Origin of the sequence: Agreia bicolorata (assembly GCF_000938265.1) — a bacterium.
GTDB classification, from domain to species: domain Bacteria; phylum Actinomycetota; class Actinomycetes; order Actinomycetales; family Microbacteriaceae; genus Agreia; species Agreia bicolorata.
Genome location: NZ_JYFC01000004.1, coordinates 59,814 through 85,322 on the forward strand (window position 1 = coordinate 59,814; position 25,509 = coordinate 85,322).

Annotated in this window: 20 protein-coding genes and 1 pseudogene; 10 read left to right on the forward strand and 11 right to left on the reverse strand. The window is 67.0% G+C overall.

The genetic code is table 11. The features are described from left to right. Positions 1–56: 56 nt before the first annotated feature. Entirely contained in the window at positions 57–2,177 is a 2,121-nt protein-coding gene (locus TZ00_RS10490) for an FAD/NAD(P)-binding protein (protein WP_052521483.1), read from the reverse strand. 163 nt (positions 2,178–2,340) lie between these two features. On the opposite strand from TZ00_RS10490, the gene TZ00_RS10495 reads away from it, so the two are divergent. The 5 genes and pseudogenes from TZ00_RS10495 (at position 2,341) to TZ00_RS10510 (ending at position 7,012) form a co-directional block, all read left to right on the forward strand. Next, positions 2,341–3,483, forward strand: a complete 1,143-nt coding sequence (locus tag TZ00_RS10495) for an LLM class flavin-dependent oxidoreductase (RefSeq protein WP_044441596.1) — start codon at positions 2,341–2,343, stop codon at positions 3,481–3,483. Next, a pseudogene (locus tag TZ00_RS20390) lies at positions 3,383–3,904 on the forward strand (GNAT family N-acetyltransferase); the annotation flags it as partial. The gene TZ00_RS10495 and the pseudogene TZ00_RS20390, both read left to right, overlap by 101 nt. Positions 3,905–4,060: 156 nt before the next feature. Then, positions 4,061–5,092 carry an amino acid ABC transporter permease gene (locus TZ00_RS20395; RefSeq protein ID WP_420796232.1) on the forward strand — a complete coding sequence of 344 codons (1,032 nt, stop codon included), beginning with the start codon at positions 4,061–4,063 and terminating at the stop codon, positions 5,090–5,092. Next, complete coding sequence (locus TZ00_RS10505; RefSeq protein WP_084606048.1) at positions 5,089–5,922, forward strand: amino acid ABC transporter ATP-binding protein; 834 nt, start codon at positions 5,089–5,091, stop codon at positions 5,920–5,922. Before TZ00_RS20395 ends, TZ00_RS10505 begins: the two co-directional genes overlap by 4 nt. A gap of 61 nt (positions 5,923–5,983) precedes the next feature. Further along, complete coding sequence (locus TZ00_RS10510) at positions 5,984–7,012, forward strand: ABC transporter substrate-binding protein (protein WP_044441597.1); 1,029 nt, start codon at positions 5,984–5,986, stop codon at positions 7,010–7,012. 15 nt (positions 7,013–7,027) lie between these two features. Here the strand turns inward: TZ00_RS10510 and TZ00_RS18895 are convergent, their stop codons facing one another. Beyond that, positions 7,028–8,077, reverse strand: coding sequence for a GNAT family N-acetyltransferase (locus TZ00_RS18895; protein ID WP_052521485.1), 1,050 nt, complete (start codon positions 8,075–8,077; stop codon positions 7,028–7,030). A gap of 198 nt (positions 8,078–8,275) precedes the next feature. Between TZ00_RS18895 and TZ00_RS10520 the strand changes: the two genes are divergently transcribed. Beyond that, positions 8,276–9,574, forward strand: a complete 1,299-nt coding sequence (locus TZ00_RS10520; RefSeq protein WP_044441598.1) for an HNH endonuclease signature motif containing protein — start codon at positions 8,276–8,278, stop codon at positions 9,572–9,574. 24 nt (positions 9,575–9,598) lie between these two features. On the opposite strand, the gene TZ00_RS10525 is transcribed toward TZ00_RS10520, so the two are convergent. Beyond that, positions 9,599–10,819 carry an aminotransferase-like domain-containing protein gene (locus TZ00_RS10525; protein ID WP_044441599.1) on the reverse strand — a complete coding sequence of 407 codons (1,221 nt, stop codon included), beginning with the start codon at positions 10,817–10,819 and terminating at the stop codon, positions 9,599–9,601. A 235-nt stretch (positions 10,820–11,054) separates the two neighbouring features. On the opposite strand from TZ00_RS10525, the gene TZ00_RS10530 reads away from it, so the two are divergent. After that, positions 11,055–11,999, forward strand: coding sequence for a quinone oxidoreductase family protein (locus tag TZ00_RS10530; RefSeq protein ID WP_044441602.1), 945 nt, complete (start codon positions 11,055–11,057; stop codon positions 11,997–11,999). Positions 12,000–12,061: 62 nt separating this feature from the next. After that, complete coding sequence (locus TZ00_RS20610) at positions 12,062–12,385, forward strand: NUDIX domain-containing protein (RefSeq protein ID WP_420796233.1); 324 nt, start codon at positions 12,062–12,064, stop codon at positions 12,383–12,385. A 273-nt stretch (positions 12,386–12,658) separates the two neighbouring features. Here TZ00_RS20610 and TZ00_RS10535 read toward each other — a convergent pair whose 3' ends face one another. The 5 genes from TZ00_RS10535 to TZ00_RS10555 all read right to left on the reverse strand — a co-directional run bounded on the left by TZ00_RS10535 (position 12,659) and on the right by TZ00_RS10555 (position 18,927). Then, positions 12,659–13,813, reverse strand: coding sequence for an FAD-dependent oxidoreductase (locus tag TZ00_RS10535; protein WP_084606050.1), 1,155 nt, complete (start codon positions 13,811–13,813; stop codon positions 12,659–12,661). Continuing rightward, complete coding sequence (locus TZ00_RS10540) at positions 13,813–15,201, reverse strand: NtaA/DmoA family FMN-dependent monooxygenase (protein WP_044441604.1); 1,389 nt, start codon at positions 15,199–15,201, stop codon at positions 13,813–13,815. The genes TZ00_RS10535 and TZ00_RS10540 overlap by 1 nt, the downstream gene beginning before the upstream one ends. Further along, entirely contained in the window at positions 15,198–16,448 is a 1,251-nt protein-coding gene (locus TZ00_RS10545; protein WP_044441606.1) for an LLM class flavin-dependent oxidoreductase, read from the reverse strand. Before TZ00_RS10545 ends, TZ00_RS10540 begins: the two co-directional genes overlap by 4 nt. Further along, positions 16,445–17,299, reverse strand: coding sequence for a DUF1684 domain-containing protein (locus TZ00_RS10550; protein WP_044441608.1), 855 nt, complete (start codon positions 17,297–17,299; stop codon positions 16,445–16,447). The genes TZ00_RS10545 and TZ00_RS10550 overlap by 4 nt, the downstream gene beginning before the upstream one ends. 185 nt (positions 17,300–17,484) lie before the next feature. Beyond that, positions 17,485–18,927 carry an NtaA/DmoA family FMN-dependent monooxygenase gene (locus TZ00_RS10555; protein ID WP_044441610.1) on the reverse strand — a complete coding sequence of 481 codons (1,443 nt, stop codon included), beginning with the start codon at positions 18,925–18,927 and terminating at the stop codon, positions 17,485–17,487. 99 nt (positions 18,928–19,026) lie between these two features. On the opposite strand from TZ00_RS10555, the gene TZ00_RS10560 reads away from it, so the two are divergent. Continuing rightward, positions 19,027–20,226 (forward strand): MalY/PatB family protein, encoded by a 1,200-nt coding sequence (locus tag TZ00_RS10560; RefSeq protein WP_044441612.1) that lies wholly within the window; start codon positions 19,027–19,029, stop codon positions 20,224–20,226. After that, positions 20,223–21,557, forward strand: a complete 1,335-nt coding sequence (locus TZ00_RS10565; protein ID WP_084606051.1) for an O-acetylhomoserine aminocarboxypropyltransferase/cysteine synthase family protein — start codon at positions 20,223–20,225, stop codon at positions 21,555–21,557. The genes TZ00_RS10560 and TZ00_RS10565 overlap by 4 nt, the downstream gene beginning before the upstream one ends. A gap of 13 nt (positions 21,558–21,570) precedes the next feature. Here the strand turns inward: TZ00_RS10565 and TZ00_RS10570 are convergent, their stop codons facing one another. From TZ00_RS10570 to TZ00_RS19960, 3 genes are read right to left on the reverse strand one after another with little or no spacing between them, the layout of a single operon-like run. Further along, on the reverse strand, positions 21,571–22,323 hold the full coding sequence (locus tag TZ00_RS10570; protein ID WP_044441613.1) for an ArsR/SmtB family transcription factor: 753 nt from the start codon (positions 22,321–22,323) through the stop codon (positions 21,571–21,573). A 42-nt stretch (positions 22,324–22,365) separates the two neighbouring features. Beyond that, on the reverse strand, positions 22,366–24,921 hold the full coding sequence (locus TZ00_RS10575) for a helix-turn-helix transcriptional regulator (RefSeq protein ID WP_044441614.1): 2,556 nt from the start codon (positions 24,919–24,921) through the stop codon (positions 22,366–22,368). Further along, on the reverse strand, positions 24,918–25,502 hold the full coding sequence (locus TZ00_RS19960) for a hypothetical protein (RefSeq protein WP_161793763.1): 585 nt from the start codon (positions 25,500–25,502) through the stop codon (positions 24,918–24,920). Before TZ00_RS19960 ends, TZ00_RS10575 begins: the two co-directional genes overlap by 4 nt. Between the last annotated feature and the right edge of the window lie 7 nt (positions 25,503–25,509).

The window sequence follows — 25,509 nt, forward strand, 5'->3', positions numbered from 1 at the left end:
AAATGGCCGGTAAGGGTTCACACGAGCGACCGTTTCTGCTCACTCGGGCAGTTGAGTCAGCCGGCGGACACCACCTGCGCGGGGGAGGACGGCACCGGTCGAGTAGTCCCCGAGGAACGAGGGGGCGTAGCGAGACCACGTTCCTCTGCCAGCTCGGCGAGGCGGTTCAGGATGGCGCGAGCGACCTTGTCGTTCTCTCGGAACGAGATCGCATTCGTGCGAGGGCGCGAGAACGCCCCGACAAAGGGAGAGTTCGTATACGGTCCGATCGCGTACTGCCTCGACGAGTGCTGCCCGCCGGCGCCGAGAATCCTGGTGTCCAACTGCCGCACCGACAGCCTGCCCGTGCTGGCCGTGAACGCTCCATCGGAGACGACCTCCTCGAGCCCGGCTCCGCTCGTGACCAGCGACCTCAGCAGCTCGTTGTCGCTGCGCGCGATCGCCGTCGCGGGCAGCCGCGCATCCACCAGGGCGCTCGCGGTGACGGTGACCGGCGTTGTGGCGCTGCCGGCTTTGAAGATGCCCGCCTCCTCGTCGGCCTCCACCCAGATGCCTGCGCCAAGAAACTCCACGATGCCGGCCTCCGAGAGAGCAACGAGCTCTTCGAGGCGGTGCGCGGGTGGCCCGCTGGCGATGAAGCTGAAGTAGCCGAGCCACCAGCCGTGAATGTCGCGAACCCGCGACTGGGCCGTCCACTTGGGTGAGTCGACGATGTCGGAGAGAGTGAAGAGGCTCGTGAGCAGGGCGACGAACAGGCCGAGCGTGGCGCTGTGTTCGGGCCGCGTGCGCAAGGCCAGATCGGTGCGGATGTAGTCGCGCACGAGATCTTGCAGCTCACTTGGGTCAGCAACCAACGCGCCGCCCAGCGGCCGGTCGAGCTCCGGCAGGAACAGTCTGTCGTCGGCGTAAGCGACACTGCCCTCGACCAGGTCGACGAAGGCCTGCGCGTCGTGCGCGATGAGGTCGTCGTCACCGGCGAGCGCGTCGAACACCGGGATGGCATGGCCGCGGGGCGTGCTGTCGTCGACATCGATGTGCGGCGACGCGAGCAGGAGGGCTCGCGGATCGAGCCGGTCGAAGACCTGAGCGAACGAGTCCCAACTCGACTCAACCCGCTCGGGATGCCCTGTGAAGAGCTCGCGGTAGTAGCCCCAGAGCATGTCCTTCGCGATCAGGGGCCACACGTCGACGCTGAGGTCGAGCGCCGGCAGCGACTCCTCGAGTGAGCGCGCGATCGACGGTGTGAAGTACCGGGCCTCGGGCCGCTCTCCCACGAGGGTCGACGAGATCTTCGAGTGATACGGCACGCCGCGTCGCGACCCGAAATACAACCGCGGCTCGAGTCCGGATGCCGTGTAGCGCAGCACCCCGTCGTCACCTCGGTCGAAACGTCCGCCCCTTCCCTCGGTGAGCAGCACCGTGAGATCGACTGCCGCGAGGCCCATGCCACGCACAATAACGCGCTGGCCGGGCACGATCGGCCGGGTGTCGGCATCCGCTGTGAATGCGGGTGGCAGGTAGAACAACTCGCGGCGGCCGGCGAAGTCGATGAGGGCTGCGTGCTCGGGCTCGGCCTCGGCACCCGTATGGCCGAGCGAGTACAGCACGATGTCGGCCGTGATCGATACCCCGTCATCGAGCCGGATGCGATGGGTCGGCCCCTCGTCGATGGTCTCGACGGCGGATGCCTGGTGCACGACGACCGTAACGGTCTCGGGGAGCAGACCCACGGCATCCGCGAAGAACCAACTGAGGTAGAGGCTCTGCAGCCGCCTGGTCGGAAAGCTCGCCGGCGAGAGGTTCTCGATCTCCTGGCGCAGACGCGCATCGACTCGGGGGATCGCGATATCGCCCGCGTTCACTAGGCGCGCCCACTCGATGAGCGACGGGCCCGGCCGCACCGGTCCGTCGATCGTCGAGGACTCGTCGGTGAACATCGTGACGTCAGCCGCCATCGAGTTGAGCTTGAGAAGGGGCGACTGCGCGAAGCGCCAGATGCGCCCGGGGCCGGCCGGATGCGGGTCGATCACGTGGATGACGATCCGTGCGTCGGTGGTCCACAGCTCGGGCAGGTTTGCTGCGAGGCGCTCGAGAACCCCGGCTCCCCGAGGGCCGCCGCCGATGAGGGCGATCTGGAACTCGTGCGGGGCGATGGGGGAGTTGGGCGCGTGCGACATGTCACAACCGTCAACGTTTCGTCCATCGAAATCGAGGTTTGTGACCCCGCGTGACGACGTGACGAATTGTGAACGAATCTGCTTGGCCCGCTTGCGCAGCCGCACCTAGCGTCTCACCAACGCGACACGGCCCGTGTCGAGACCTAAGAAGAAGGAGGCAGATATGCCCATCGAATTCCTCGGCATCGCCGGGCTCAATGACGGCGGCGAGACCCAGGCCCGTTCCGGCGCCAGTTTCGACAAGGACTACACGCTGCGGTTCGCCCGTGCTCATGAAGACAACGGCTGGGATCGGATCCTGTTCGCTTATCACTCGGGTGCTCCCGACCCGGCGACCGCGGCGGCCTACATCGCGTCGAAGCTCGATCACCTCAAGATCCTGCTCGCGCACCGGCCCAACGTGTCGTACCCCACCTATGCGGCCAAGGTCTTCGCGACGCTCGACCAGATCAGCGACGGACGCCTCAACGTGCACGTCATCACGGGCGGTTCGACCGCCGACCAGGCGGCGGAGGGCGATTTCCTCACGAAGGACGAGCGCTACGCTCGCACCGGCGAGTACATCCGCATCGTGAAGAAGGCGTGGACAAGCCGCGAGCCGTTCAGCTTCGACGGAGAGCATTACCGCTTCGAGAACTTCGTCAGCGACATCTGGCCCGTGCAGCAGCCGCGGCCGCAGATCTCGTTTGGTGGCTCCAGCGATGCCGCGTACCGCATCGGTGCTGCCGACGCCGACATCTACGCGCTCTGGGGCGAGCCGCTGGCGAACACCGCAGAGCAGATCGAGCGCATCACGGTCGAGGCGCTCGCGGTCGGACGCACCGAGCGACCCCGCATCCAGGTCGCGTTCCGCCCGATCCTCGGCGCCACTGAGGAACTGGCGTGGAAGAAGGCCGAGGAGATCCTCGGGAAGATCGAGGCGCGGCAGGCGCAGGCCGCACCGAGCTCGTTCGTCGGCGACCCGAAGAACCCCGAGAACGCCGGATCGCAGAGGCTCCTCTCGATCGCGAACCAGGGCGAACGCTTCGACCGGGCTCTGTGGACGCGGCCTGCCGCGGCATCCGGTGGGCGCGGCAACTCGAACGCCCTCGTCGGAACTCCTGAGACGGTGGCCGCGGCCCTGCTCGACTACATCGACCTCGGCGTCGACATCATCTCGGCTCGCGGCTACGACTTCATGAACGACACGATCGACTTCGGCCGCTATGTCATTCCGCTCGTTCGCGACGAGGTCGCGAAGCGTGACGCGGCCGCCGCCCAGGCGTCGGCGTCGACTCAGCCGGAGGCATCCCGTGACGCTGCTTGACCAGACCCCGCGCGGAACCGAGCGTTTCGTCTACGTCTCGGCCGATGATGCGATCGCCGAGCCGCTGCTTCGCGAGCTCGAGCAGGAGTACGACGCGCGCTACGGCGAGTTCTTCGGCGAGAAAGCGTCGGCCGAGATCACGCGGTACCCGGCGGCGGCGTTCTCGCCTGAAGAAGGCGGCGCGTTCGTACTTCTGCTGCGCGATGGCGTTGCCATAGCCGGAGGCGCATATAAGAGATTCGATGACCATACGGCGGAACTCAAGCGCATCTGGACCTCGTCGGCGCATCGGAGGCAGGGCCTCGCCCGCCGCGTAGTGAAGGAGCTCGAAGGCGAGGCGGTGCGCCGCGGATACACGCGGGCGTATCTCACGACCGGGCCGCGCCAGCCCGAGGCGAAGCACCTGTACTTTCAGACCGGTTACACGCCGCTGTTCGACACCACGCTCGACCCCGAAGAGGTCGTCGTGCACGGGTTCGCCAAGAGCCTGGATGACACGCCCCTCGACGTGGCCGGCATCACGACGGCCCATAACGACAGCCTCGCCGTGCGTTCCCCGCGCCCGTCGAACCGTTCCCTGAGCCTGTCGAAGAGGGATGCGCCGACAGGCAAGGCGGAGCCCTTCGACAAGCTCAGGGAACGGGCGGTGAAAGTCGTGCCTGCGCGGCACTGGTGGCGGTGGGTGCTGAGCGCGCTCGTGGCCTTCGTGGTGCTGCAATTCGTGTGGTCGCTCGTTACGAACAAGCAGTACGAGTGGAACGTGTTCGCCGAGTACTTCTTTTCGCAGTCGGTGCTCAATAGCCTCGGCGTGACCCTCGGCCTCACGGTCGTCTCCGTGATCGGCGGGTTCATCCTGGGTGCGGTACTGGCGAACTTCAGGCTCTCGAAGTCGCCCCTGCTGAGCGGGGCGGCCTACGCCTACATCTGGTTCTTCCGCTCGGTGCCGCTGCTGGTGCAGATTCTCGTCTGGTACAACCTGGGCTACCTCTACCCGACGCTGGGGCTCGGAACTCCGTTCACGACGGACTTCTGGCTGGTCTCGTTCTCGACCACGACCTTGATCACGGCGTTTGCCGCGGCCACCATCGGACTCACGCTGCACCAGGCCGCCTATTTCGCGGAGATCATTCGCGGAGGCATCCTGTCTGTCGATCAGGGCCAGCTCGAGGCGTCTGCCGCCCTGGGCCTGCCTCGTCGGGTGCGGTTCTTCCGCATCATCCTGCCGCAGGCTGCTCGGGCCATTCTGCCCAACTTCTTCAACGAGGTCATCGGTCTGGTGAAGGGTACGTCGGTTGTGTTCGTCGTGGCGCTGCCCGAGCTCTTCTACACGGTGCAGGTGATCTACAACCGCAACCAGCGCGTCATTCCGCTGCTGCTCGTTGCGGTGGTCTGGTACGCGATCATCACGACCGTGCTCTCGATCATCCAGTTCTACGTCGAGCGCCATTACGCCCGCGGCGCGCACCGCGAGCTGCCGCCCACGCCCATCCAGCGGGCGACGGCCTGGGTGAAGCAGCAGTGGGCGCGCCTCGGCGACGAGACGACCGACGACCCGCTCGCTGCCGAGAAGAACCGACGTCACGACATTGTTCTAGGAAGTGGATCATGAGTACACCGACGTTCATTCGTTCGTTCGATGAGCAGGCGATTCCGCTTCCTGCGAAGCCGGTGCGGGCCACGGTCGGGCTGGTCGAGATCACCGACGTCTCGAAGAGCTATGGAGCCGTGCGGGTGCTGCGCGACGTGTCGCTGACGGTGCAGCCCGGAGAGGTCATCGCTCTCATCGGTCCGTCGGGCTCAGGCAAATCGACGCTGCTGCGTACGATCAACCACCTCGAAACGGTCGACACCGGATCGGTCACCGTCGATGGACAATACATCGGCTACGAGCTCCGCTCCGGGCGGCTGCACGAGCTGCCGGAGAAGAACGTTCTCGAGCGTCGAACGCAGATCGGCATCGTTTTTCAGAACTTCAACCTGTTTCCGCACCTCACCGCGCTCGAGAACGTCGTCGAGGCGCCTGTCGCACTCAAACGGGCGACCAAGGCGGAGGCCCGCGAACAGGCGAAGGCTCTGCTCGCGAGGGTCGGGCTGGCAGACAAAGAGCACCACTACCCGCGGCAGCTCTCCGGAGGGCAGCAGCAGCGTGTGGCCATCGCCCGCGCGCTTGCCCTGAACCCGAAGGTACTGCTGTTCGACGAGCCGACCAGCGCGCTCGACCCCGAGCTCGTCGGGGAGGTGCTCGACGTCATCCGGGAGCTCTCGAAGAGTGGCACGACCCTCATCATCGTGACCCATGAGATCGGCTTCGCCCGCGAAGTCGCCGACCGCGTCGTGTTCCTCGAGCAGGGCGAGATCCTCGAAGAGGGAACGCCCAGCCAGGTGCTGTCGAAGCCGCGTCACCCCCGCACCAGAGATTTCCTCCGCAAGGTGCTCTGACACCCGTCACAGCCCGAGCACCATCCATCACAGAAACCCAGAGAGGCGCCACCAGCAGATCATGGCAATCAACAAGAAGCAGATCGGGGCAATCGTCGGTGCGGTCGTCGTCGTGGCCCTGGCCGGCGGCGGCATCGCCATCGCCGCCAATGCGAACAGCAGCAACTCCGCCGATGCCGCCCCCACCGGCTCGACCGAGGATCAGGTCGCGGCGGCCACGTCGTTCGACCTCAGCAGCAAGAACGCCGATGACCGCCCGACCATCGACCCCGTCGCCGACGCGGTCGCATCCGTCAAGGCCAGCGGCTTTCAGCCGATCGAACCCGGCAAGCTCACCGTCGCCCAGACCGTCGCGAGCGGCGCCCCACCCCTGGTCTTCGCGGCATCCGACGACAACACGACCGCACTCGGAAGCGAGGCCGACTTCGCCGCCCTCGTGGCCGACGGACTCGGCCTCGACTACAACCCCGTCTCGGTCGACTGGGCCGATTGGCCGCTCGGAATCCAGTCGGGCAAGTACGACATCATCCTCAACAACGTGACCGTCACCGAAGAGCGCAAAGAGCTGTACGACTTCGCCAGTTACCGGGTCGACCTGCTCGGCTTCTTCGTGAAGAGCGACAGCGACATCACGTCGATCACCGAGGCGAAGGACATTTCCGGGCTCACTATCATCGTGGGGTCGGGCACCAACCAGGAGAAGATCCTGCTCGCCTGGAACGAGGAGCTGACCAAGGCTGGCAAGAAGCCTGCCGAGCTCGTCTACTACAACGACACCGCGGCGGCGAACCTGGCCATCCAGTCCGGTCGGGCCGACGCGAACTTCGAGCCCAACGCGAGTGGTGCCTACGCTGCCGCCTCGTCGGGAGATCTCAAGGGCGTCGGCACCGTCAGCGGTGGGTGGCCGCAGACCGCCGACATCGCGGCCGCCACAAAGAAGGGCAACGGCCTGATTGACGCCGTGAACATCGTGCTCAACGCCGCGATCGACGGCGGCGAGTACCAGCAGGTGCTCGACCGCTGGGGCCTCGACAGCGAGTCGATCCCGAAGAGCGAGATCAACCCTCCTGGCCTGCCGAAGACCGACTAGAGGTCGGCGCTGCATTCAGTCGAGGTCGAGTCCGAAGGCGAAGATGTCCACGAATCTTCCGGGCTCGACCTCGATGCGTTCCTCGCGATCCGGCAGCCGCACGAAGCCGAGCCGTGTGTACAGCCTCTGGGCCGGCAGCATGATGCTGCCCGTGTTCATGACCACACGCTTCACGCCTCGGATGCGGCCCAGGCCGACCACGTGCGACACGAGCGCTTCCCCGATTCCGCGGCCACGGGCATCCGGGCTCACGGCCAGCAGTCGGAAGTCGAGCTCGTCGTCGCGTGCCACGGCCGAGATACGGGCGCCGGGTCGGGGCGTCCAGACCGTGCCGAGGATCGCTCCCGTCGCGGTGTCTTCGGCCACCCACACCTCGTCGGATCGGGCGCGATCGTGCACATCGGCCAACGATCGCACGTAGCTCTCGGAGAGATCGTAGTCGTGCGTGTAGGCCTCGACGGTGAGGTGTGCGACCACGTCGACCTCGTGGGGTCGCACGAGCCGGATGCGCACGGGTGCGACGTTCTCGATCGCATAGCGGTAGACCTGAGCGATGCCGACGCCGGGCTCGTGGCCTCCCTCGCGTGCGACGACCCGCTCGAAGCCGGCGCGCAGATAGTTGCGCTGCGCCGTGTGGTTGAGGGGCCCGGTGTCGAGCACGAGAGCGGTTGCGCCCCAGCTTCTGGCGAGGTCGATGGATGCCTGAACGAGCCCCTGCGCGACGCCGCGACCCCGGGCGGCCGGGTCGACGGCAAGCAGGCGCATCTCGGCTTCGCCATCGCGGGCCTGGCGTGAGATCGGGTTGTGGGCTCGGGTGACAGTCGCGGTGCCGAGCAGCGTTTCGGTGCCTTCTTCGACGGCGACGAGCAGCCCGCCATCGTTCGCGCGGGCTCCCGCATCGCGATGCATGGCGACGCGCTCGGGGCCGTGGTGCAGGTGAGCATAGGGACCGGTGGTGAAGCCCCGTGTGGTGAGTTCGCCGGTGGCCTCGTACTCGTCTTCTCGCGCCTGGCGCACGGTGAAGGCGGATGCGATGGCGGGCTGGGTCTCGAGAGGTTCTGGCACCAGTCGAGACTACGAGATCCGGCCTGGGAGGGTGCGTTGGTCGGTAGGCCGCTTGCGGTCGTATCGAGACCACCGCCGGCGCACCGTCTACTCCTCCACAGGGTGCCCTTTCGGTGGGTTATCCACGGGTGTAATCCCTGATCATCGAGTGATTGTCGTGGTTGAGCCAGTGTCGGTGGTTGCTGTTTGACTTCATGTATGACATCCCTCGATATCAGTCTTGAGCAGTCGCCGTATGTGGTGGCGCTTGAGCGAATTGCCGCCCGTGACAGGCAGATAGCCGAGCTGTCTGCTCTTCGGGCCACTGAGGTGCATGATGCCTGGCAGCTGTTGTTGGCCGAGGCCCCGCATGATCAGTCCACGGCGGGCCCGCGCTGGTCTCCCGATCGTGTTGCCGAGGTGGAGTTCTTCACCGAGATAGCGATGCTCACCCACCGCACCGAGTACCGTGCTCGCACCCTCGCCGATACGGCGATCGCGCTGGTGTCGAAACTCCCGGCGTCGTTCGCGGTGCTGGCAGCGGGCGATATGTCCGAGGAGCACGCTGCGGTGATCGCGACCCATTCGGAGGGGTTGGAGGGTGAGGCGCTCGAGAAGTATGACGCGCGTATGGCCAGGCTCGCTCCCGGGCTGACGTACAAGCAGCTGGAGTACCGGGCCCGAGCACAGGCCCTAACGGCGAACCCGAAGACCGTGGTCGAGCAGGTCGAGAAAGCGGTGAAGACCCGCCGGGTCACGGTCGACCCGGCGAAAGACGGCATGGCGTATCTCACCCTGTTCGCCCCGGCCCCGGAGGTGTATGCGATCGCGAACCGGGCCGTGTCTCTGGCGAAGGGCCTCAAGGTCGGTGGTGACGTGCGCAGCATCACCCAGCTGCGGGTCGACGTGCTCTCCGACCTGCTGTTGAACGGCGAGACCTCGATCCCCGGCGCAACCAGAGGCATTCGGGGTCGGGTGCATGTGATGGTTCCGGCGATGACGTTGCTCGGTGTGGGCGAGGAGCCGGCGATCCTTCGCGGCTATGGCCCGATCGACCCGGTCACCGCGGCCAGGTTGACGGCGGATGCGACGTCGTGGCGGCGCATCCTGACCGACCCGATCACGGGCCGCATCCTGCCGTTGAGCCCCACCGATTACCGGCCCACCCAGGAGATGCGCGATCACGCCACGCTCGTGCATCCGTACTGTGTGTTCGGTGGCTGCGCCGACGACTCCGTCGGCGCCGACATCGACCACACCCGCGACTTCGGGGGCGGCGGTCTCACCGAAGACGACAACCTCGCACCGCTGGCGCCTACCCATCATCGGGTGAAGCACCACACCCGATGGCAGATCGACCAGGGCGAGAACAACACCCTCATCTGGACATCGCCGGCCGGGCTCGTCTACGAATTCGAACCGCAGGGCATGATGCGCCCCGCCCCGAAAGCCCTCGTCGACGCGGTCACGAAAGGCATCCGCACGGAGGTGAGAACAGAAGAACCCTGCCCCTTCTGAATCTCGCAGAGCTCCTCGTCGGCGCTATCCGCGCTGCCGGGCGAGTGCACGGCCGATGCGGGCCGCGGCTTCGTCGAGAAGCTCCTCGGACACGTTGCCATAGGCCAGTCGCAGGTGGCGATCGGCGTCACTGCCCTCGCCCGAGGTGAAGAACGAGCCGCGCTGATACTCGACGCCCTCGTCGCTGGCGTCGTGGGCGAGCCGTTCCGCGTCGATTTTGTCGTCGAGAAGGCGTGGCCAGAGAAAGAAGCCGCCCTCGGGCTGCGAGATCTGGAATTCACCGGGCGCATGCAGTTCGAGCGAGTCGGCGAGAAGATCGGCACGACGTCGGTAGAGCGCGTTCGCCGTGGCGAGGTTGTCGTCGAAGAAAGCGGGCTGCGCGTTGAGCAGGTCGCCCACGACGCTCTGCACGAAGGTGCTCGAGTGAGAATCCTGCCGACTGCGCAGCTTGACGAAGGCATCGACGAGGTGCTCGGGAACGACGACCCAGCCGAGTCGGAGGCCGGGGCCGAGAGTCTTGGTGAAGGTGTTGATATGAACCACGTGGGAGGACTGATTGAAGACGTCGAAGCTCTGCTCCTCGCCGCGGAACCGAAGCTCACGGTAGGGATTGTCGGCGAGCACGGTGAATCCGTAGTGCTCGGCAAGGCGCACCAGCTCGGTGCGCGCGGCTGTCGGCAGGGTGCCCTGCGAGGGGTTGTGGAAGTCGGGAACGGTGTACACGGCGACGGGTCGAGCGCCGCGGGCGAGCTCTGCCGAAAGAGCTTCGACGTCGAGACCGTCGTTGTGCACGGCGATCGGAAGCACCTGCCCCTGCGACAGCTCGAGCCCGCGCAAGAACAGCGGGAAGATCGGGTTGTCGACGGCGACGAGGTCGCCGCGGTCGACGATGGCTGCGAGGCTCAGCGAGATTCCGTGAAAGCCACCGTTGGTGATCAGGATGCGCTCGACCGGAACGCCTTCACGGGCGGCGATCCACTGACGCAGGGGATCGAGCCCGGCCGTGCGGGAGTACTGCAGCGAATCGGTGCCAGACGCGGGGGCGCCTAATACGCGGCGAGTCGACTCGATGAGTTCGGCGGTCGGCAGGGCCGACGGATCTGGGATGCCGCCCAGCAGCTCGATCGCGTCGTGACGCCGATTGCGCAGCGTCGCGTCGCCGAAGCCCTGGGGGTCGGTGAGGTGCTTCACAAGCGAGGTGACGCGGTTGGGCGCGATGGTGTCGGACGCTGTGGTGAGGCTCATGATGCCCTTCTTTCGTATCGAGAGGCTGTGTCGCCCAGCATGACCTCGCGCAGGCACGGGCCACGGCCAATACTCTGCGGCCGAGAGTGCCCTGTGAAATAGTGCGTGTCACGTCGCTCAACACAGGGACATATGCCGACACATGGGTGCCGCGACTTGCAATGCGAGCGTCGGCGAACTAGCGTCGCGCAGAGCCGCTGAAAATACGAAATCGGTGAAAAGAACGGGGCCGAAAATGGCGACAATTGTTCAGTATTCACGTCTCGGAGGACCGGACGTTCTCGAGGTCGTCGAGGTTCCTGTTCCCTCCGTCACCGACGGCCACGTGCTCGTCGAGGTGCAGGCCATCGGGGTCAATCCCATCGACTCGAAACTGCGCTCCGGGTTCCGCGCATCGGCTCCGCTCGACGGGCCGCGCGGCGTCGGGGCGGATGCCTCGGGCGTGATTCTCGAGGTCGGTTCGGGCGTCGACGGATGGGCCGCGGGCGACGAAGTCATTATTCAGCGCGCCCCCGGCGCATACGCCAGCCATCTCGTGGTCGCTCCCCATAACCTCGTGCGCAAGCCGTCGGTGTGGACCTGGTCGCAGGCCGCGGCCGTCGGCATCCCGGTCTCGACCGCCTATCAGGCACTGCGATCGCTCGGCGTTACCGAGGGCACGCGGCTGCTGATCCATGGCGGGACGGGTGGCGTGGGACAGGCCGCGGTGCAGTTCGCCGTGGCCTGGGGAGTCCGAGTGTTCGCCACGGCGAGCCCCGCGAACCACGAGCGGCTGATCGAACTCGGGGCTGTTCCGTTGAGCTACGGAGACGGGCTTGTCGAGCGCGTGCGCGAGGCCTCGCCGGAAGGAATCGACGTGGTGCTCGACGGAGCCGGAACCGAGGAGGCCCTCCAGGCATCGTTCGAGCTGGTGGAGGACCGCTCGCGCATCGGCACGATCGTCGTGGGAGGTCGAGCTGCCGAGTTGGGCATCCGCGCGTGGATGGGTGGAAGCCCGGTGCCGCTCACTGACGAAGAGGTGCGGTTGCGTGCCGAGGGAGTTCCGGCGGCGATCGAGCTCGCCGCACAGGGAAAGTTCGACGTGGAGGTCTCGGAGCGCTTTCCGCTGGCCCGCGCCGCCGATGCGCAGCGCCTCAGCGAAGAGGGCCACACCCGCGGAAAGATCGTTCTGATTCCGTAGGCGAAGTGAATCTGACTGAGCGTCTGGCGCACGAGGCCGTCCTCGACGGGATTGAGAGATTCGTGTCGGGCGCGGTTGTACATTCGAACGGTCGTGTTCTTCTCGTCCGTCGGTCAGACGATGACGAATACTTGCCAGGGCGGGAAGAGCTGCCCTCGGGCGGAGTCGATGACGGCGAGTCCATTGATGAAGGACGGACGCGCGAACTCCAGGAGGAGATCGCTCTCGGAGAGCACCGGGTCGACGATGGATCCGTTGGATTGTTCGACTACACCGATGGACATGGTCGATTGGCCAGGCAGTTCACGTTCTCGATTCCGTGGCCGAATGGCGAGCCGCGACTATCGCCCGAGCACTCTTCATATCGATGGATCGATCGAGTCTAGCTCGACAGGGCCGACGTCACTGCGGAGACCAGAGAGGTCCTCGTCCAGTGGTGGACTTGGCATATGGGAACCGCGCTGTCGGGAGTGGTCTAGGTCCCCTTGGGAATGGGCGGAGATGCGTCCAACCGGCCTCGTATACGGTTCGGATGCGCTGTTCTCCGTCCGTTCGTCGGCAAACGGGAGGAGATTTCGAAGATCGACGCGCTATTTGCGTCGGATGTGCTTGGTTCCTCCCGTTTGTAGCGTGCGGTCGCGTCGAACTGGTTCAGGAGGTCAGCGAGCCGCGGCCAGAGAGAAGAGAGCGGGCGCGGCGCCCACACCGTCGACGAGGTCGGCCAGCACTCGACCGATCGCCGGGGTGAACTTGAACCCGTGGCCCGAGAAGCCCGCACCGACAACCAGCGGGCCGGCGGAATCGACGACGAAGTTCGAGTCGGGACTCGTTGTGTAGGTGCAGCTGATCTCTACGAAGGAGTCTGGGTCGGCGCCCGGAAGCCACTCGCGCGCGTAGCGCTGCAGCGCCGCCAGCTGGGCCGGCTCCGAGACGAACGTGCGCGCATCCGGATCGACCACCGCGCCCGTGCCGTGCCATCCGGCCTTCACGCCCTGGCCGGGCGTGAACATGCCGTAGACGCCCGAGTACCAGTAGTCGTACGACGGGTCGAGAGGGTTCGGCGCGTGATTGAACCCTGGCCAAGACAGTGTCGCGTCGCGCACCGCGAAGTGTGCGGGCTGCTCTTGGGACACGACGAGCTGGGGCAGCGCGACTGACGAGCCGACGAGCTTGGTCGTCCATGCTCCGAGAGTCACGACAACTCGACGAGCGTCAAGAGTCTCGATCGCAGCCGACGGCTCGCCGCTGACGGCGTCGACCGGCTGCACGTCGACGAGCACAGAGTCGGCTGACACGACCCGGATGGCGGCTACTCGAGAATGGTGCCGAACGATCGCGCCGTGGGAAGCCGCGGCTCTCTGCAGGGCCGACACTGCAGCATCCGCGTTGAGCCTGCCCGCCTGCGGCATGAAGAGCACGCGGGTGTCGAAACGGATGCCTGGCCAGCGCGAGCCTGCCTCCTCCGGAGTGAGGAACGATGCCTCGAAACCATACGTGTGCAAGGCTGACGCCACCGCATCGAAGGCCGGATTCGCCCCGTGATTCGCGAGCCCTACCTGGTCGAGAACGGAGACCCCCGACTCGGCCTCGAGCTCGCGCCACAGCGGCAGCGCCTCGCGCAGCAGCGAGAGATATGTGTCGTCTCCGTAGCTGAGGTTGAAGTTGCGCGATGCCCCGTGCGACGCGCCGTGAGTGTGCCCGGGGCCGAAGCGCTCGAGCAGGGTCACCTCGCGGCCGCGTCGGGCGAGCTGCCAGGCGGCGGCGGAACCCATGGCCCCGCCGCCGACCACGACGACATCTGCGCGCGTGACCACTAGGCCGAAACCAGCGACCCGGCCGACCGAGGTGCCACGCCGGGCAGCCCGAGCGTCTCGTGCAGGGTCGCGCCCTCGTCGTAGTCGGTGCGATACACGCCGCGCTCCTGCAGTTCGGGAATGACCCGGTCGACGAACTCGTCGAGGCCGGTCGGGTTGGTGTTCCCCACGATGACGAAGCCGTCCGAGGCGTCCTCCTGCACGTGCCGGTTGATCGTCTCGGCGACGAAGCCGGGGGTGCCCACGAAGGTGTGCTTCGCGGCGAACGAGATCACGAGCTCGCGAATCGACCAGCCCGACGCCTCGGCCTGCTCGCGCCACGCTTTCGCCGTGGCCACGGGATCGGTGTGCACGTACGCTCGGCCCTTGGCGCCGCCCTCGGTCGTAACGACCGGGTCGATCGACGGCAGCGGGCCCTCGACGTCGTAGCCCGAGAGATCGGTGTTCCAGACCTGCTCGAGGAACGACAGAGCGGTCTGCGGGCTCACCTGCAGTCGCGAGATCTCGCGCGACCGCTCCTGCGCCTCGTCGTGCGTGTCGCCCAGGATGAAGGTGGCGGCGGGCAGGATCTTGAGCGAATCGCGCGGGCGACCCACCGCATCCAGTCGCCCTTTCACGTCGTCGTAGAACGCGCGCCCGGCCTCAAAGTCGGCGTGCCTCGAGAAGATCACGTCGGCCGAATTGGTCGCGAAACCGCGACCGTCGGGCGAATCGCCCGCCTGCACGATCACCGGATGCCGCTGCGGGCTGGGCGGCAGCGTCGCGTAGCCGGTCACATCGAATTGCGGGCCGTGGTGGTCGACGAGCCCCAGGCCGGACGCGCGCACGAACTCGCCCGAGCGCTTGTCGGCCACGAGCGCGTCGTCGGCCCAGCTGCCCCACAACTCGGTCGAGACGTCGAAGAACTCTTGGGCTCTCGTATAGCGGTCGGCGAGTTCGAGGAACTTGCCGCGCCTGAAGTTCGCCCCGTGGAAGGCGTCCGAGGTCGTGACGATGTTCCAGCCCGCGCGGCCGCGACTGAGGTGGTCGAGCGTGGCGAGCTGCCGGGCGAGCTCGTAGGGCTCGTTGAAGGTCGAGCTCAGCGTTCCGACGAGGCCGATGTTCGAGGTCACCCCCGCCAGTGCAGCGAGGATCGCGAGCGTGTTGGGGCGCCCGACCACGTCGAGGTCGTGGATGAGGCCGCGCGTCTCGCGCAGCCGCAGCCCCTCGGCCAGGAACAGGAAGTCGAATTTGCCGCGCTCGGCGTTCTGCGCGAAGTGGCGGAACGAGGAGAACGCGATCTGGCTCCGCGAACGCTCGTCGCTCCAGACCGTGGTGTTGTTCACACCGGGAAAGTGGGCGGCGAGGTGGATCTGCTTGGTCGGCTTCGAAGAAGAAGAGGTGCTCATCGGCTGGCGCTTTCGATCAGTTCGGCGGTTTCGGAGCGGGCGCTCGCGTAGCGGTTCGCGGCGGGAGCGAAGCCCAGGCGCTCGCGCAGGGTCAACGCGTCGTACGGTCGATCGAGCACACCGGTCTCGGCGAGTACGGGCACAACACCTCGGGTGATGCGCTCGAGATCGAGCGGCAGGCGCGCGGGGCGCAGGCGCACGCCGGAGATGCCGGCCTGCTGCCAGCGCAGCAGCTGCGCGGCCACGTTCTCGGCCGTGTCGGCCAGAATCAGGGCGTCGGATGCGTAGGGCGAGCCGTGCAGTTCGTCGAGCGCCGCGAGGGCGGCGACGGCCGCTTCGCGCGTGTCCTCGATGAGTACCACGGCCTCGGCCCAGATGCGCAGCGGTTCGCCGGCGCGGCGTTCGACGGCCAGCTCCGCGTCGCCGAGCTCGCCGAGGATCTGCTCGAGGTGCTCGTCGGAGTGCGGCGTGATTGCCACGATGTCGGCCTGGGCGACGGCGAGTTCGTAGGGAACCGCCTGGTGGGCGAGCACGAACACGATCGGCTGCCCCTGAGGTGAGCGCGGCACGATCGACGGCCCCTTCACGCTGAAGTTCTCGCTCTCGAAGTCGACGTAGTGCAGACGGTCACGGTCTATGAAGCGGCCCGTCGGCACATCGCGGATCACCGCGTCGTCCTCCCAGCTGTCCCAGAGGCGGCGGGCGACCTCGATCGCGTCGGCGGCCTCGCCGAACAGCTGCCGGATGAGAGCGGTCTGCTCCTCATCGGCCCCGCTCGCTGTGCGCGCTGGGTCGAGCACGGGAATCTCGCGACGGCCGACGTGGGCCGCCTCGTGAGAGCGGCCCGAGACCTGCACTCGCCATCCGGCCCACCCTTGCGAGACGTGATCGAGGGTCTGGATGCCCGTGGCCGTGTGGAACGGCTCGGTGTGCGTGGTGGTCACGGTCGGCACGATGCCGATGCCGGGCACCCGCGCCGCGATGGTGTTGGCGAGCAGCAGGGCGTCGAGCCGGCCGCGAACCTCGTCGCCGCGCAGCTCGAAGGGGCCGTAGCCGCTGCTCTGCAGGCCGAAGGAGTCCTCGATGGTGACGAGGTCGATGCCGGCGGACTGAGCCTCGACGACCAGCGAGACCCAGTATTCGGGGCCGAACAGGGCCTCGGGGCGGGCGCTGGCGTCGCGCCAGGCGGCGGGATGCCAGCCGGCCCCGTCGAGGGCGATGCCGAGGTGGAAGGGTGTGCGGCTCATCGCGGTGCGCTCTCCGTTCCGGTGCTCGGATGCAGGGGAGTCTTCTCGCCGGCCTCGACGGCGACGGGCAGCCGGTTCTCGACCGGAGGCAGCGGGCACGTGGCGAACTCGGTGTAGGCGCAGGGCAGGTTCGTGGCCCTGTTGAAGTCGATGGTCACGCGGCCCTCGGCATCCGGCGCGGCGATCTGCAGCGAGCGATTGGCGGCGTACGTCGTGACTCCGCTCGTCGCGTCGGTGAACAGCACGAACAGCGAGCGGGGGGCCTGGCCGTTGAACGCGGTGAGCGAGAACGTCTCGCCTCGCAGCTCGAACTCGATCACGCCGGGGGAGTCGTAGACGTGCTCGAGCCCCTCCGCCACGGATCCGACGGTCACCGGCTTCGGCTCGTCGAAGGGCACGAAGACGCCCTCGGCCTTCCAATGCGGGCTCGCCGGGTAGACCGGTGTGCCCGAGTAGTCGACGAGCGTCGGATGCGATGGGTGCCGCGGGCGCAGAATGTCGACACCTCCGCGTCGGGCCACCTCGAACTCCGCGGCTCCGGCGCTCGCGGTGACGCCACCGCGCTCCGGGATGACGCCGAAGGAGTGTCGGCCGACGATTTTCTCTCCGTCGATCACGATCTCCTCGCCCTCGGCCAGGGCGACAACGGGGCCGGCCGCCGACGTCGACCACTCGCCCGGAGCATCCGGGTACCGTGTCGGGGTCTCGTCGAGCCAGTTGAGGCTCGTGACCGCGAGAAAGCCGTGCGGGTCGGCACGGTTTTTCTCGTGGGAGTCGTGCCACGCCTGCCACTCGGCGGCAAAGGCGGTGTCATCGATGGTGGCTTCGGATTCTGACTGCAGTGTGCTCATGCTTCACACGCTACGAACGGAGACCGCCTTTCACCGTCGCGCCAAGACACAGAGAGTCATGGATGCAACGCGAGGTAACGCAACTTGACGCCGCCCGCGAGGCCAGTAGTGCCCGATGCGGTCAATTGTGCCCGGTGCGCCGGTACCTCTTGTCCGCGGCGGGCACTACTGACGTGTGGGAGGCGTCAGATCACCCAGTGCGGGCCGAGCGTCGGGGCGATCGGGGCCTCGCGTACCGGCTTCGTCAGGTGCAGGTGGCCTCGCAGGGTCTTCGCGTCGTAGCCCTCATGCACCAGGCCTCGGCGGATCAACTCCGGCACAACGAGATGGGCGAAGAGCTCGAACTGCTCGTGCAGGAACGCGCTCTGAATGGCGAAGCCGTCGGTGGCGCTGGCGCGGAACCAGGTCTCGAGGTGGTCGGCGATGTCTACGGCCGATCCCACGACGAGCGGGGCCGCGACGGTCTGGGCCACCACGAGGTGCCGATAGGTGACCGGCCTCTCGCCGCCGACCGTGCGCCCGGACCGCGACTCGACGACCTCGAGCAGGCGCTGGCCCGCCGCGTTGAAGCGCTCCGCGGTGGCGAGCGACACGGTCTCGTCGAGGCCGCGTTCGAGCAGGGGCAGGCCAACGGAACGCAGGAACGCGGCAGCCGACCTGTTCGCCGGCAGGCCGAGCGACTGCGCCCGGGCGCTGCCGTCGTCGAGGGGCACGAGCGCGACGAGCTCGTCGTAGATCTCGAAGGCGGCCTGTCGCGTCTCCCCGACGATCGGCAGGATGGGCGTGATGATCGTGACATCGCCCGGCGCACGGCCGGCGGCGGTCGCGCGAAGGCCGGCCTCTCGGTAGAACTTCACGGCGTCTCCGAGACTCGACGGTGCCACGATGTGGATGTCGGCGTGCGCGGCCGCGAATTCGCGGGCACGAACCGAGACGCCCGCGTGTGCCACGGGGATCTGCCCCTGCACGGGACGCAGCGCGTTGAGTGGACCGGCCACGCTGAACCGCCTGCCCTCATGGTCGACCGGGTCGATGAGCGAGTGGTCCACCAGAACGCCGCGTTTTGCGTCGGCCACCACCGCGTCGTCATCCCAGCTGTCCCAGAGGCTGCGCAGCAGCCGCACGAACTCGACCCCGGTCTCGAAGCGGTTGTCGTCCGAGCCCGCGGCATCCGTTCTGCCGAAATTGGCGTTCGCTCGCGGGTCGGTGCCCACGGTCAGATTCAGACCGAAGCGCCCGCCGCTCAGCCGGTCGATGGATGCCGCAGCCCGGGCGATCGCGTAGGGCTCGGAATGCGCGGTGCTGGCCGTGGCGATCAGGCCGATGCGGTTCGTGACGGCGGCGAGGTATGCGGCCGAGCTGAACGGATCGATCCGCGCGAGCAGCGACGGCTCCGTGTATTCGAGGTCGGAGCTCGACGAGAGCCAGTCGCCGAGGAAGAGGAAGTCGAAGCCGGCCTTCTCGGCGGTGCGGGCGAGGCGCTTGAGGGCTGCCGGGTCGTTACCCGGGTTCTTGTGGGCGCCCGGGTAACGCCACCCCGAGGGGAACGCGCCCAGGGTGCGCACCATTGCTCCGAGAACCAGCTGTCTATCGCGTTCGAGCGTGCGGACGGGAGTCGGGGTGCTCATGCGACGACCATAGGCGCGCGGTCCGCACGGCGCCGAGCGACGATGACACATGGCGTAAAGCAGCGACGGGCTGCGGTGCATAGTCCGTACGATCGCTGCATGACTCACGCCTTCGACAGCATCACCCGTGCCGAGCTGAGCATTCCCTCGAGCCGCAAGTGGAGCCTGCACCCCGGGACGATCGGGGCCTGGGTGGCTGAGATGGACTTCGGTACCGCACCGCAGGTGACCCGCGCGCTGCACCAGGCCATCGACGACGGCAATCTGGGCTACCTGGCGCCGGCGACTTCGCACGAGATGGGCAAGGCCACGGCGGCGTGGCACCGCGACGAGTACGGGTGGGATTTCCCGTGGCAGAACGTGCACGCCGTCTCCGATGTGATGGCGGCCCTCGAAGTCGCCATCACCAAGTTCTCGCCGTCGGGCACCGGTGTCATCATTCCTACTCCGGCGTACATGCCCTTCCTCAGCTTCGTTCCCACGCTCGGACGCGAGGTGTTCGAGGTGCCGGGTATCACCGATGCCCGCACCTGCCGCTGGCAGCATGACCTCGTCGGAATCGAGGCGGCCTTCCATGCGGGAGCGCGCACGCTCATCCTCTGCAACCCGCAGAATCCCACCGGAACCGTGCTGACGCGCGACGAGCTCGAGGCGATCGCGGCCATCGTCGACCGTCACAACGGTCGGGTCTTCGCCGACGAGATCCATGCGCCGTTGCGCTATGAAGGCGCTACGCACATTCCCTACGCGTCGCTGAGCGAGATCACGGCGAGGCACACGATCACGTCGACGTCGGCATCCAAGGCCTGGAACCTGCCCGGCCTCAAGACGGCACAGCTGATCACCTCGAACGCCGCCGACGAAGAGCTCTACCAGACCTTCGGATTCGCGGTCATGCACGGAGCTGCGACGCCGGGAGTCATCGCCGCCACGGTCGCCTATACAGAGGGCCGTGAGTGGCTCGGCGAGGTCGTCGACTACCTCGACGGCAACCGGCGACTGCTCGCAGAACTGCTCGCCGAGCATCTTCCCCAGGTGCGCTACACGATTCCGGATGCGACATACATCGCCTGGCTCGACTGCTCCGATCTCGAGATCGAGGGCTCGGTCGCGGACTTCTTCAGGATCGAGGCCGGGGTCACCCTGACCGACGGCGCGCTCTGCGGCCGCGGCTACGAGGGATATGCCCGCATCATCTTCGCCATGCCGAGGCCGATCCTCGAGCAGGCGGTCGTCGAGATGGCGGCCGCGGTTCGCCGATGTCTCAGCCCCTCCGCTAAAGAAAGCAGTGTTCTGTGACCGATGCCACCCAGCCCTCGATCGATGTCGCGCAGCCCGAGTACGACTGGCAGGGGTACGCCTTCGACACCCGCCAGGTGCACGCGGGGGAGTACGAGGATCTCAATGCCGGAGCCCGCGTCTCGCCGATCGCGATGACCGCCGGCTACCGCTTCGACTCGTTCGACGACGCCCGCAACCGGTTCTCGGGAGACGCCGACGGACTCATCTACTCACGCCAGCGCAATCCCTCCGGGGCCGTGGCCGAGAAGCGCATCGCCTCGCTCGAAGGGGGATCGGAAGCCATCGTCGTGTCGTCGGGACAGGCCGCGATCACAGCGGCCCTGCTCGCGCTCGCGGAGAACGGCGAGCGCATCGTGTCGACGGCCAGCATCTATAGCGGCACGCGGGTGCTCTTCGGTCGCAGCTTCGCCCGCTTCGGTGTGTCGGTCGACTACGTGTGGAACACGGCCGACGACGACGAGTGGGATCGCGTCATCCAGCCCAACACGAAGGCGATCTTCACCGAGACGATCCCCAATCCCAAGAACGACATCGTCGATATCGAGCAGGTCGCCCGGGTGGCCGCCCGGCACGGTATCCCGCTCGTGGTCGACAACACGATCGCGTCGCCCTACGTCATCCGCCCGATCGAACACGGCGCGGCAGTCGTGGTGCACTCGTCGACGAAGTTCCTCTCGGGCCATGGCGCGGGGCTCTCCGGGGCGATCGTCGACGGCGGCACGTTCGACTGGGCCGCCTCGGAGAGGCGCTATCCGCTGCTGACCGAGCCGCAGACATCCGGTGGCAGATCGCTGCTCGAGCGATACGGCCGCACCGGCTACGCGCGGCTCGCTCGCGAGGCCGTGGTCAACGACATCGGGCCAGCGCTGTCGCCGTTCAACTCGTTTCTGCTGCACCAGGGCATCGAGACTCTGTCACTGCGCATGGAGCGGCATCTCGACAGCTCGGTGACGATCGCCCGGTGGCTCGAGCAGCACGCGAAGGTCGAGAGCGTCGACTTCGCCGGGCTGAAATCGAATCCGGCGTACGAGCTGGCGCAGCGTCTGTACGGCGGACGCACCGGGTCGGTCTTCGCCGTGACCGTTCGCGGGGGAGCAGCCGGGGCGCGGAGCTTTCTCGACGGTCTGCGGGTCGTCTCCCGCATGACGAACATCGGCGACGTGCGGTCGATGGCGCTGCATCCCGCGACCACGACGCATTTCTCGTTCACCGAGGAGCTGCGCCAGAAGCTCGGAATCACCGCGGGACTCGTCAGGCTGTCGATCGGCATCGAAGACGTGAACGACCTCGTCGCCGACCTCGACCAGGCACTGGCCCGCGTCGTCTAGGTGGCGCGGGGTTCTAGGAATACATGAGCGAGCCGGGCGTGGTGAGCTTCTCGCCGGTCTCGAGGTAGGTCTTGAGGCCGGAGAGGATCATCGGCCAGCCGCCATAGAGCTGCTCGTTCGCGCCTTCGCGCAGTTCGTCGTGGGTCACCACAAGTCGGCACGAATCGCCGACCTGCTCGATCTCCCACGTGACCCGGGTCGTGCCTTCTGACTCGACCTCGTCGCTCCAGCGGGCCACCATCGACTGCACAAGCTTGCGCGGAGGGTCGACCACGAGGTTCACTCCGTCTCCGAGCGGCGCGTTCGCTTTGGGATTGGTCTGCGTGTAGCTCGACCCTTCGGTGAAGTCCGACTCGATCGTGTTGCCGAAGTTGTACACGCTGCGGATCTCGCTGTCGGTGATCGCCTGCCACAGACGCTCGGGCGTCGTGCGGATGTAGATCTCGAATACCTTTTCCATGGTTCTCTCCAGTTCTGTTTTGAGGTCGCTGAGCGCGGCCGTCCAGGGTTCTGCGTATTTGCTCGTCCATCGGTCGTGCACGAGCCGGATGGGCACGGGATTGAGAAAATGCAGCTTCTCGCGGCCTCGTCGCCGAGTGATCACGAGCCGAGCATCTTCGAGAATTCCCAGGTGTTTCATAACTCCGAAGCGGCTCATATCGAACCGCGCCTCGAGCGCGCCGAGCGACTGGCCGTCTTCGAGAAAGAGCGCATCGAGGATCGCTCTTCGCGTGGGATCGGCAAGTGCCCGGAATACCTCATCCATGCGTCAAAGATATGTGACCATATGGTCACCTGTCAAGGATTCTCAGCGCGTCTGGCGACGGCCGCTCAGCGCGGCGATCGCGTCGGCTCGGTTTGACACGCCCAGCTTGCGATAGAGCGACCTGAGCTGCGTCTTCACGGTGTTGGGCGACACGACCAGTGCGTCAGCGATGTCAGACACCGACGACAGGCGCACGAGCTGCTCGGCGACTGCCTCCTCGCGTGAGGTCAGGGGGGCGCGGGCCGGGGCGATGGGAATGAGCGACGGCGCGCCCGCCAGCGCGGGTTCGACGGAGCTCATCTCTGCGAGCATCGAATGCTGGTGCTGCTCAGGGATGAGGGCGAACGCGAGACCCTGGTGACTGTGCTGAAGAAAGGTTGCGGCTCGGAGCGTGGCGGCCGTTCCCTCGTCGCGACCGGTCGCGACGAGCGCGGCCGCGCGCAGGACCAGTACCTCGGCTTCGACCCGAGGTGTCTGGTCGCCGCCCGGGGGATGCTGCTCGAGCAGTTCAAGAGTCGTGTCGGGATTGCCGCGCGCCAGCGAGATCCGCGCCAGGGCCACCGTGTCACGTCGCCCGCGCTTCCCTTGCACGGCGAGGGCCTTCTCCGCGGCATCCGCGTCGCCGGCCGCCAGAAGCAGCAGCGACCGAGTCGCCCTGAGTCTGGCCGCGGTGAACGGTCCGAGGGCCGAGCGGTTCTGATGCGTGTCTACCTCGCGTTCGAATTCGAGCAGCGCGCGATCGAGGTCTCCTCGGAACAGAGCCACGAGTGCATCGAGGTGGGCCAGGATGGGCCAGTGCTCGATGGTGGGTCTGTGCTTGTCGAGCGAACGCACGTGGCTGTCGGCGGTCTCGGCATCGAATCGTTCGAGGGCGATGAAGGCACGCGCAACGCGATGGAAGCTCCCCGCATACCCGTTGATCCAGCCGTCCGGCCATGTTCGAGTCGCCCCATCGGCCACGCGGTCCTCGGCGGTCACGAGGTCTCCCGTGATGGCGGCCGCACCGGCCTCGAGCGCCAGCCCCTGCAGGCCGGCAGGCAGGTTCTCGGCCTCGCCGATGGACGCGCTCCGGCGGAAGCAGTCCATGGCCTTGTCCATACGGCCGTTGTAGAAGAAGCTCGTGCCGATATGCGTGAACAGCACGGGCACCAGTCGACCGAGCGACGCCCGATCCTCGAGGCTCAGACCGATGAGTGTCTCGTAGGCGACCTCTGCGGCCGTGAGTGACGCCTCGAACGATCCGAGAACTCTCAGAGACGAGCTCTCGATGGTGCGGAACAGGGCCCGGTCGGGTGGTTCGGCGCGCTCGCCCTGGACGCGCGACGAAGCGATGGCCAGGCCGAAGAGTTCGATGGCGCGTAGCCGGTGCTGTTTGCGTGCGTTGAAGATGAGCGCCAGCAGCATGGCAAGCAGAGGGTACTGCCTGAGCGCGAGCAGGGGCGTCTTCGAGAACAGCTCGATGATTTGAGCGCTGTGGTTGCGGAGCAGGAGGAATGCCGAGTCGCGCACGATGCGCGACGCGAAATTCAGATCTCGTGCTTGCATGGCGAATTCGAGTGCCTCGTAGGGCCGGCCGTGCTTGTGCGACCACACCGCCACCTGGCGGCGCAGCCCGTTGAGAGAGCCTCGATCGGCACGCGTCAACTCTCTGAGGAACGATTCACGCAGGAGTGGCGTAAGGGTGAAGACCCTGTCTCGATCCTCGCCGTGCCACAGCCCCAGTCCCTCTTGCTCAGCGCGGGCGAGAAGGCGCGCAGCGTCAGCCGAGCCCGACAGGTCGTGCGCCAACGACTCAGTGAGCACGTCGGCGATCGAGATCGCGAGCAGGAACGAGCGGTACTCGTCGTCTTCGGGCGCCGATTCGGAGGAACCGGCGTTGGCCCACACGTAGCTTTCGTATGTGCTCACGGCGCGCGCGACGCGTTCCGCGGCATCGGATGCCTGCGGCGCGGCCACGGCGACGGCCCGGGTGAGCAGGGGTGAGCCACCCCAGCGCATGACCTCGTCGATGAGCTGCTCGGACTCGTCGGGACCGAGCGCAGCACGCGCCTCGTTCCTCGAGAACGAGAGTTCACGCCATCCGATGACGGCACGCTCGGTCGCAAGCACGGGCCCCGCCGCGTCGACGACGGCGACGCGGCGCGTCGAGAGAACGAGACGCAGACGGGGAACGCGGGGGAGCACCGAGAGAAGCGGAGTGATCGCCTCGACGCTCAGGAGATCGGCTCGATCGACGATGAGAACGGTGTCGTGGCCGAGCGACTGGAGTCCGCGGCGCAGCAACGACCATTCGTCTGTGCCGCCGGCCAGCGCCGCATCGGCGAGTCTCAACGGGTTGCTCTCGGCCAGCATGTCGGCCGCCGACAACTCCGCGGCGATCAGCGAGACCACGGCGGGGCCGGAGGTGTCATTCGTCTCCAGCTGAACCCAGATTCCGCTCTGCGACGTGTTCGCGGCCCATTCCGCGAGGAGCGATGTCTTTCCCGCGCCCGCGGGGCCGTGCACGATCACGAGAGGGGCGGCGGATTCGATGACAGAGACGAGTTCGGGCCTCGCAACGAGATTCGGCGGAAGCCGAGGGGCGCCCCACACCGTCATGAGCTGTCTCGACCTCGATGTCGGCGGCGCACTCCGGCGCGCGACAGTGCCTGCTCGATGCGTACCGCGACGCTCGCCAGCAGCAGCACCGACAGCATCCGGCCGACGAAAGTGAAGACGACGACCCATGCCGACATCACGGCCGGATCGATGACGACCAGCGAGATGGCGAAGAGCACGAGCGCGAGCGCGGCGGCGGCCAGATACCAGAATCGCTCCCGCGGTCGGGAGTAGAAACGGCCGGCGAGCAGAACGAGCTCGGCGGTCAACGCGGGCAGCCCAAGAGCGACCACGATCAGGAATCCGAGGGCGGTGAACGGCAGCGCGAGGAGGCTTGCTACGAGAGCGGTGAGCAGCAGAGATCCGGGTGCTCGGAGCCACCGCGCCGCGACCAGTGGACCGAGCGAGGAGATCGAGCCGACCAGGGAGTACGCGATGGGCGAGGCGAGCGCGACGGAAGAGGTGATCGGGCTCATCGCCACGATCAGTACGGCCGTGAGGGCGCCGAAAGCTGCGCACTGCAGCAGCATCGACGTGCTCCACGCCGACGCTGTTCTGGGAGCGCCCCCGATTCTCGTCACGTCAGGA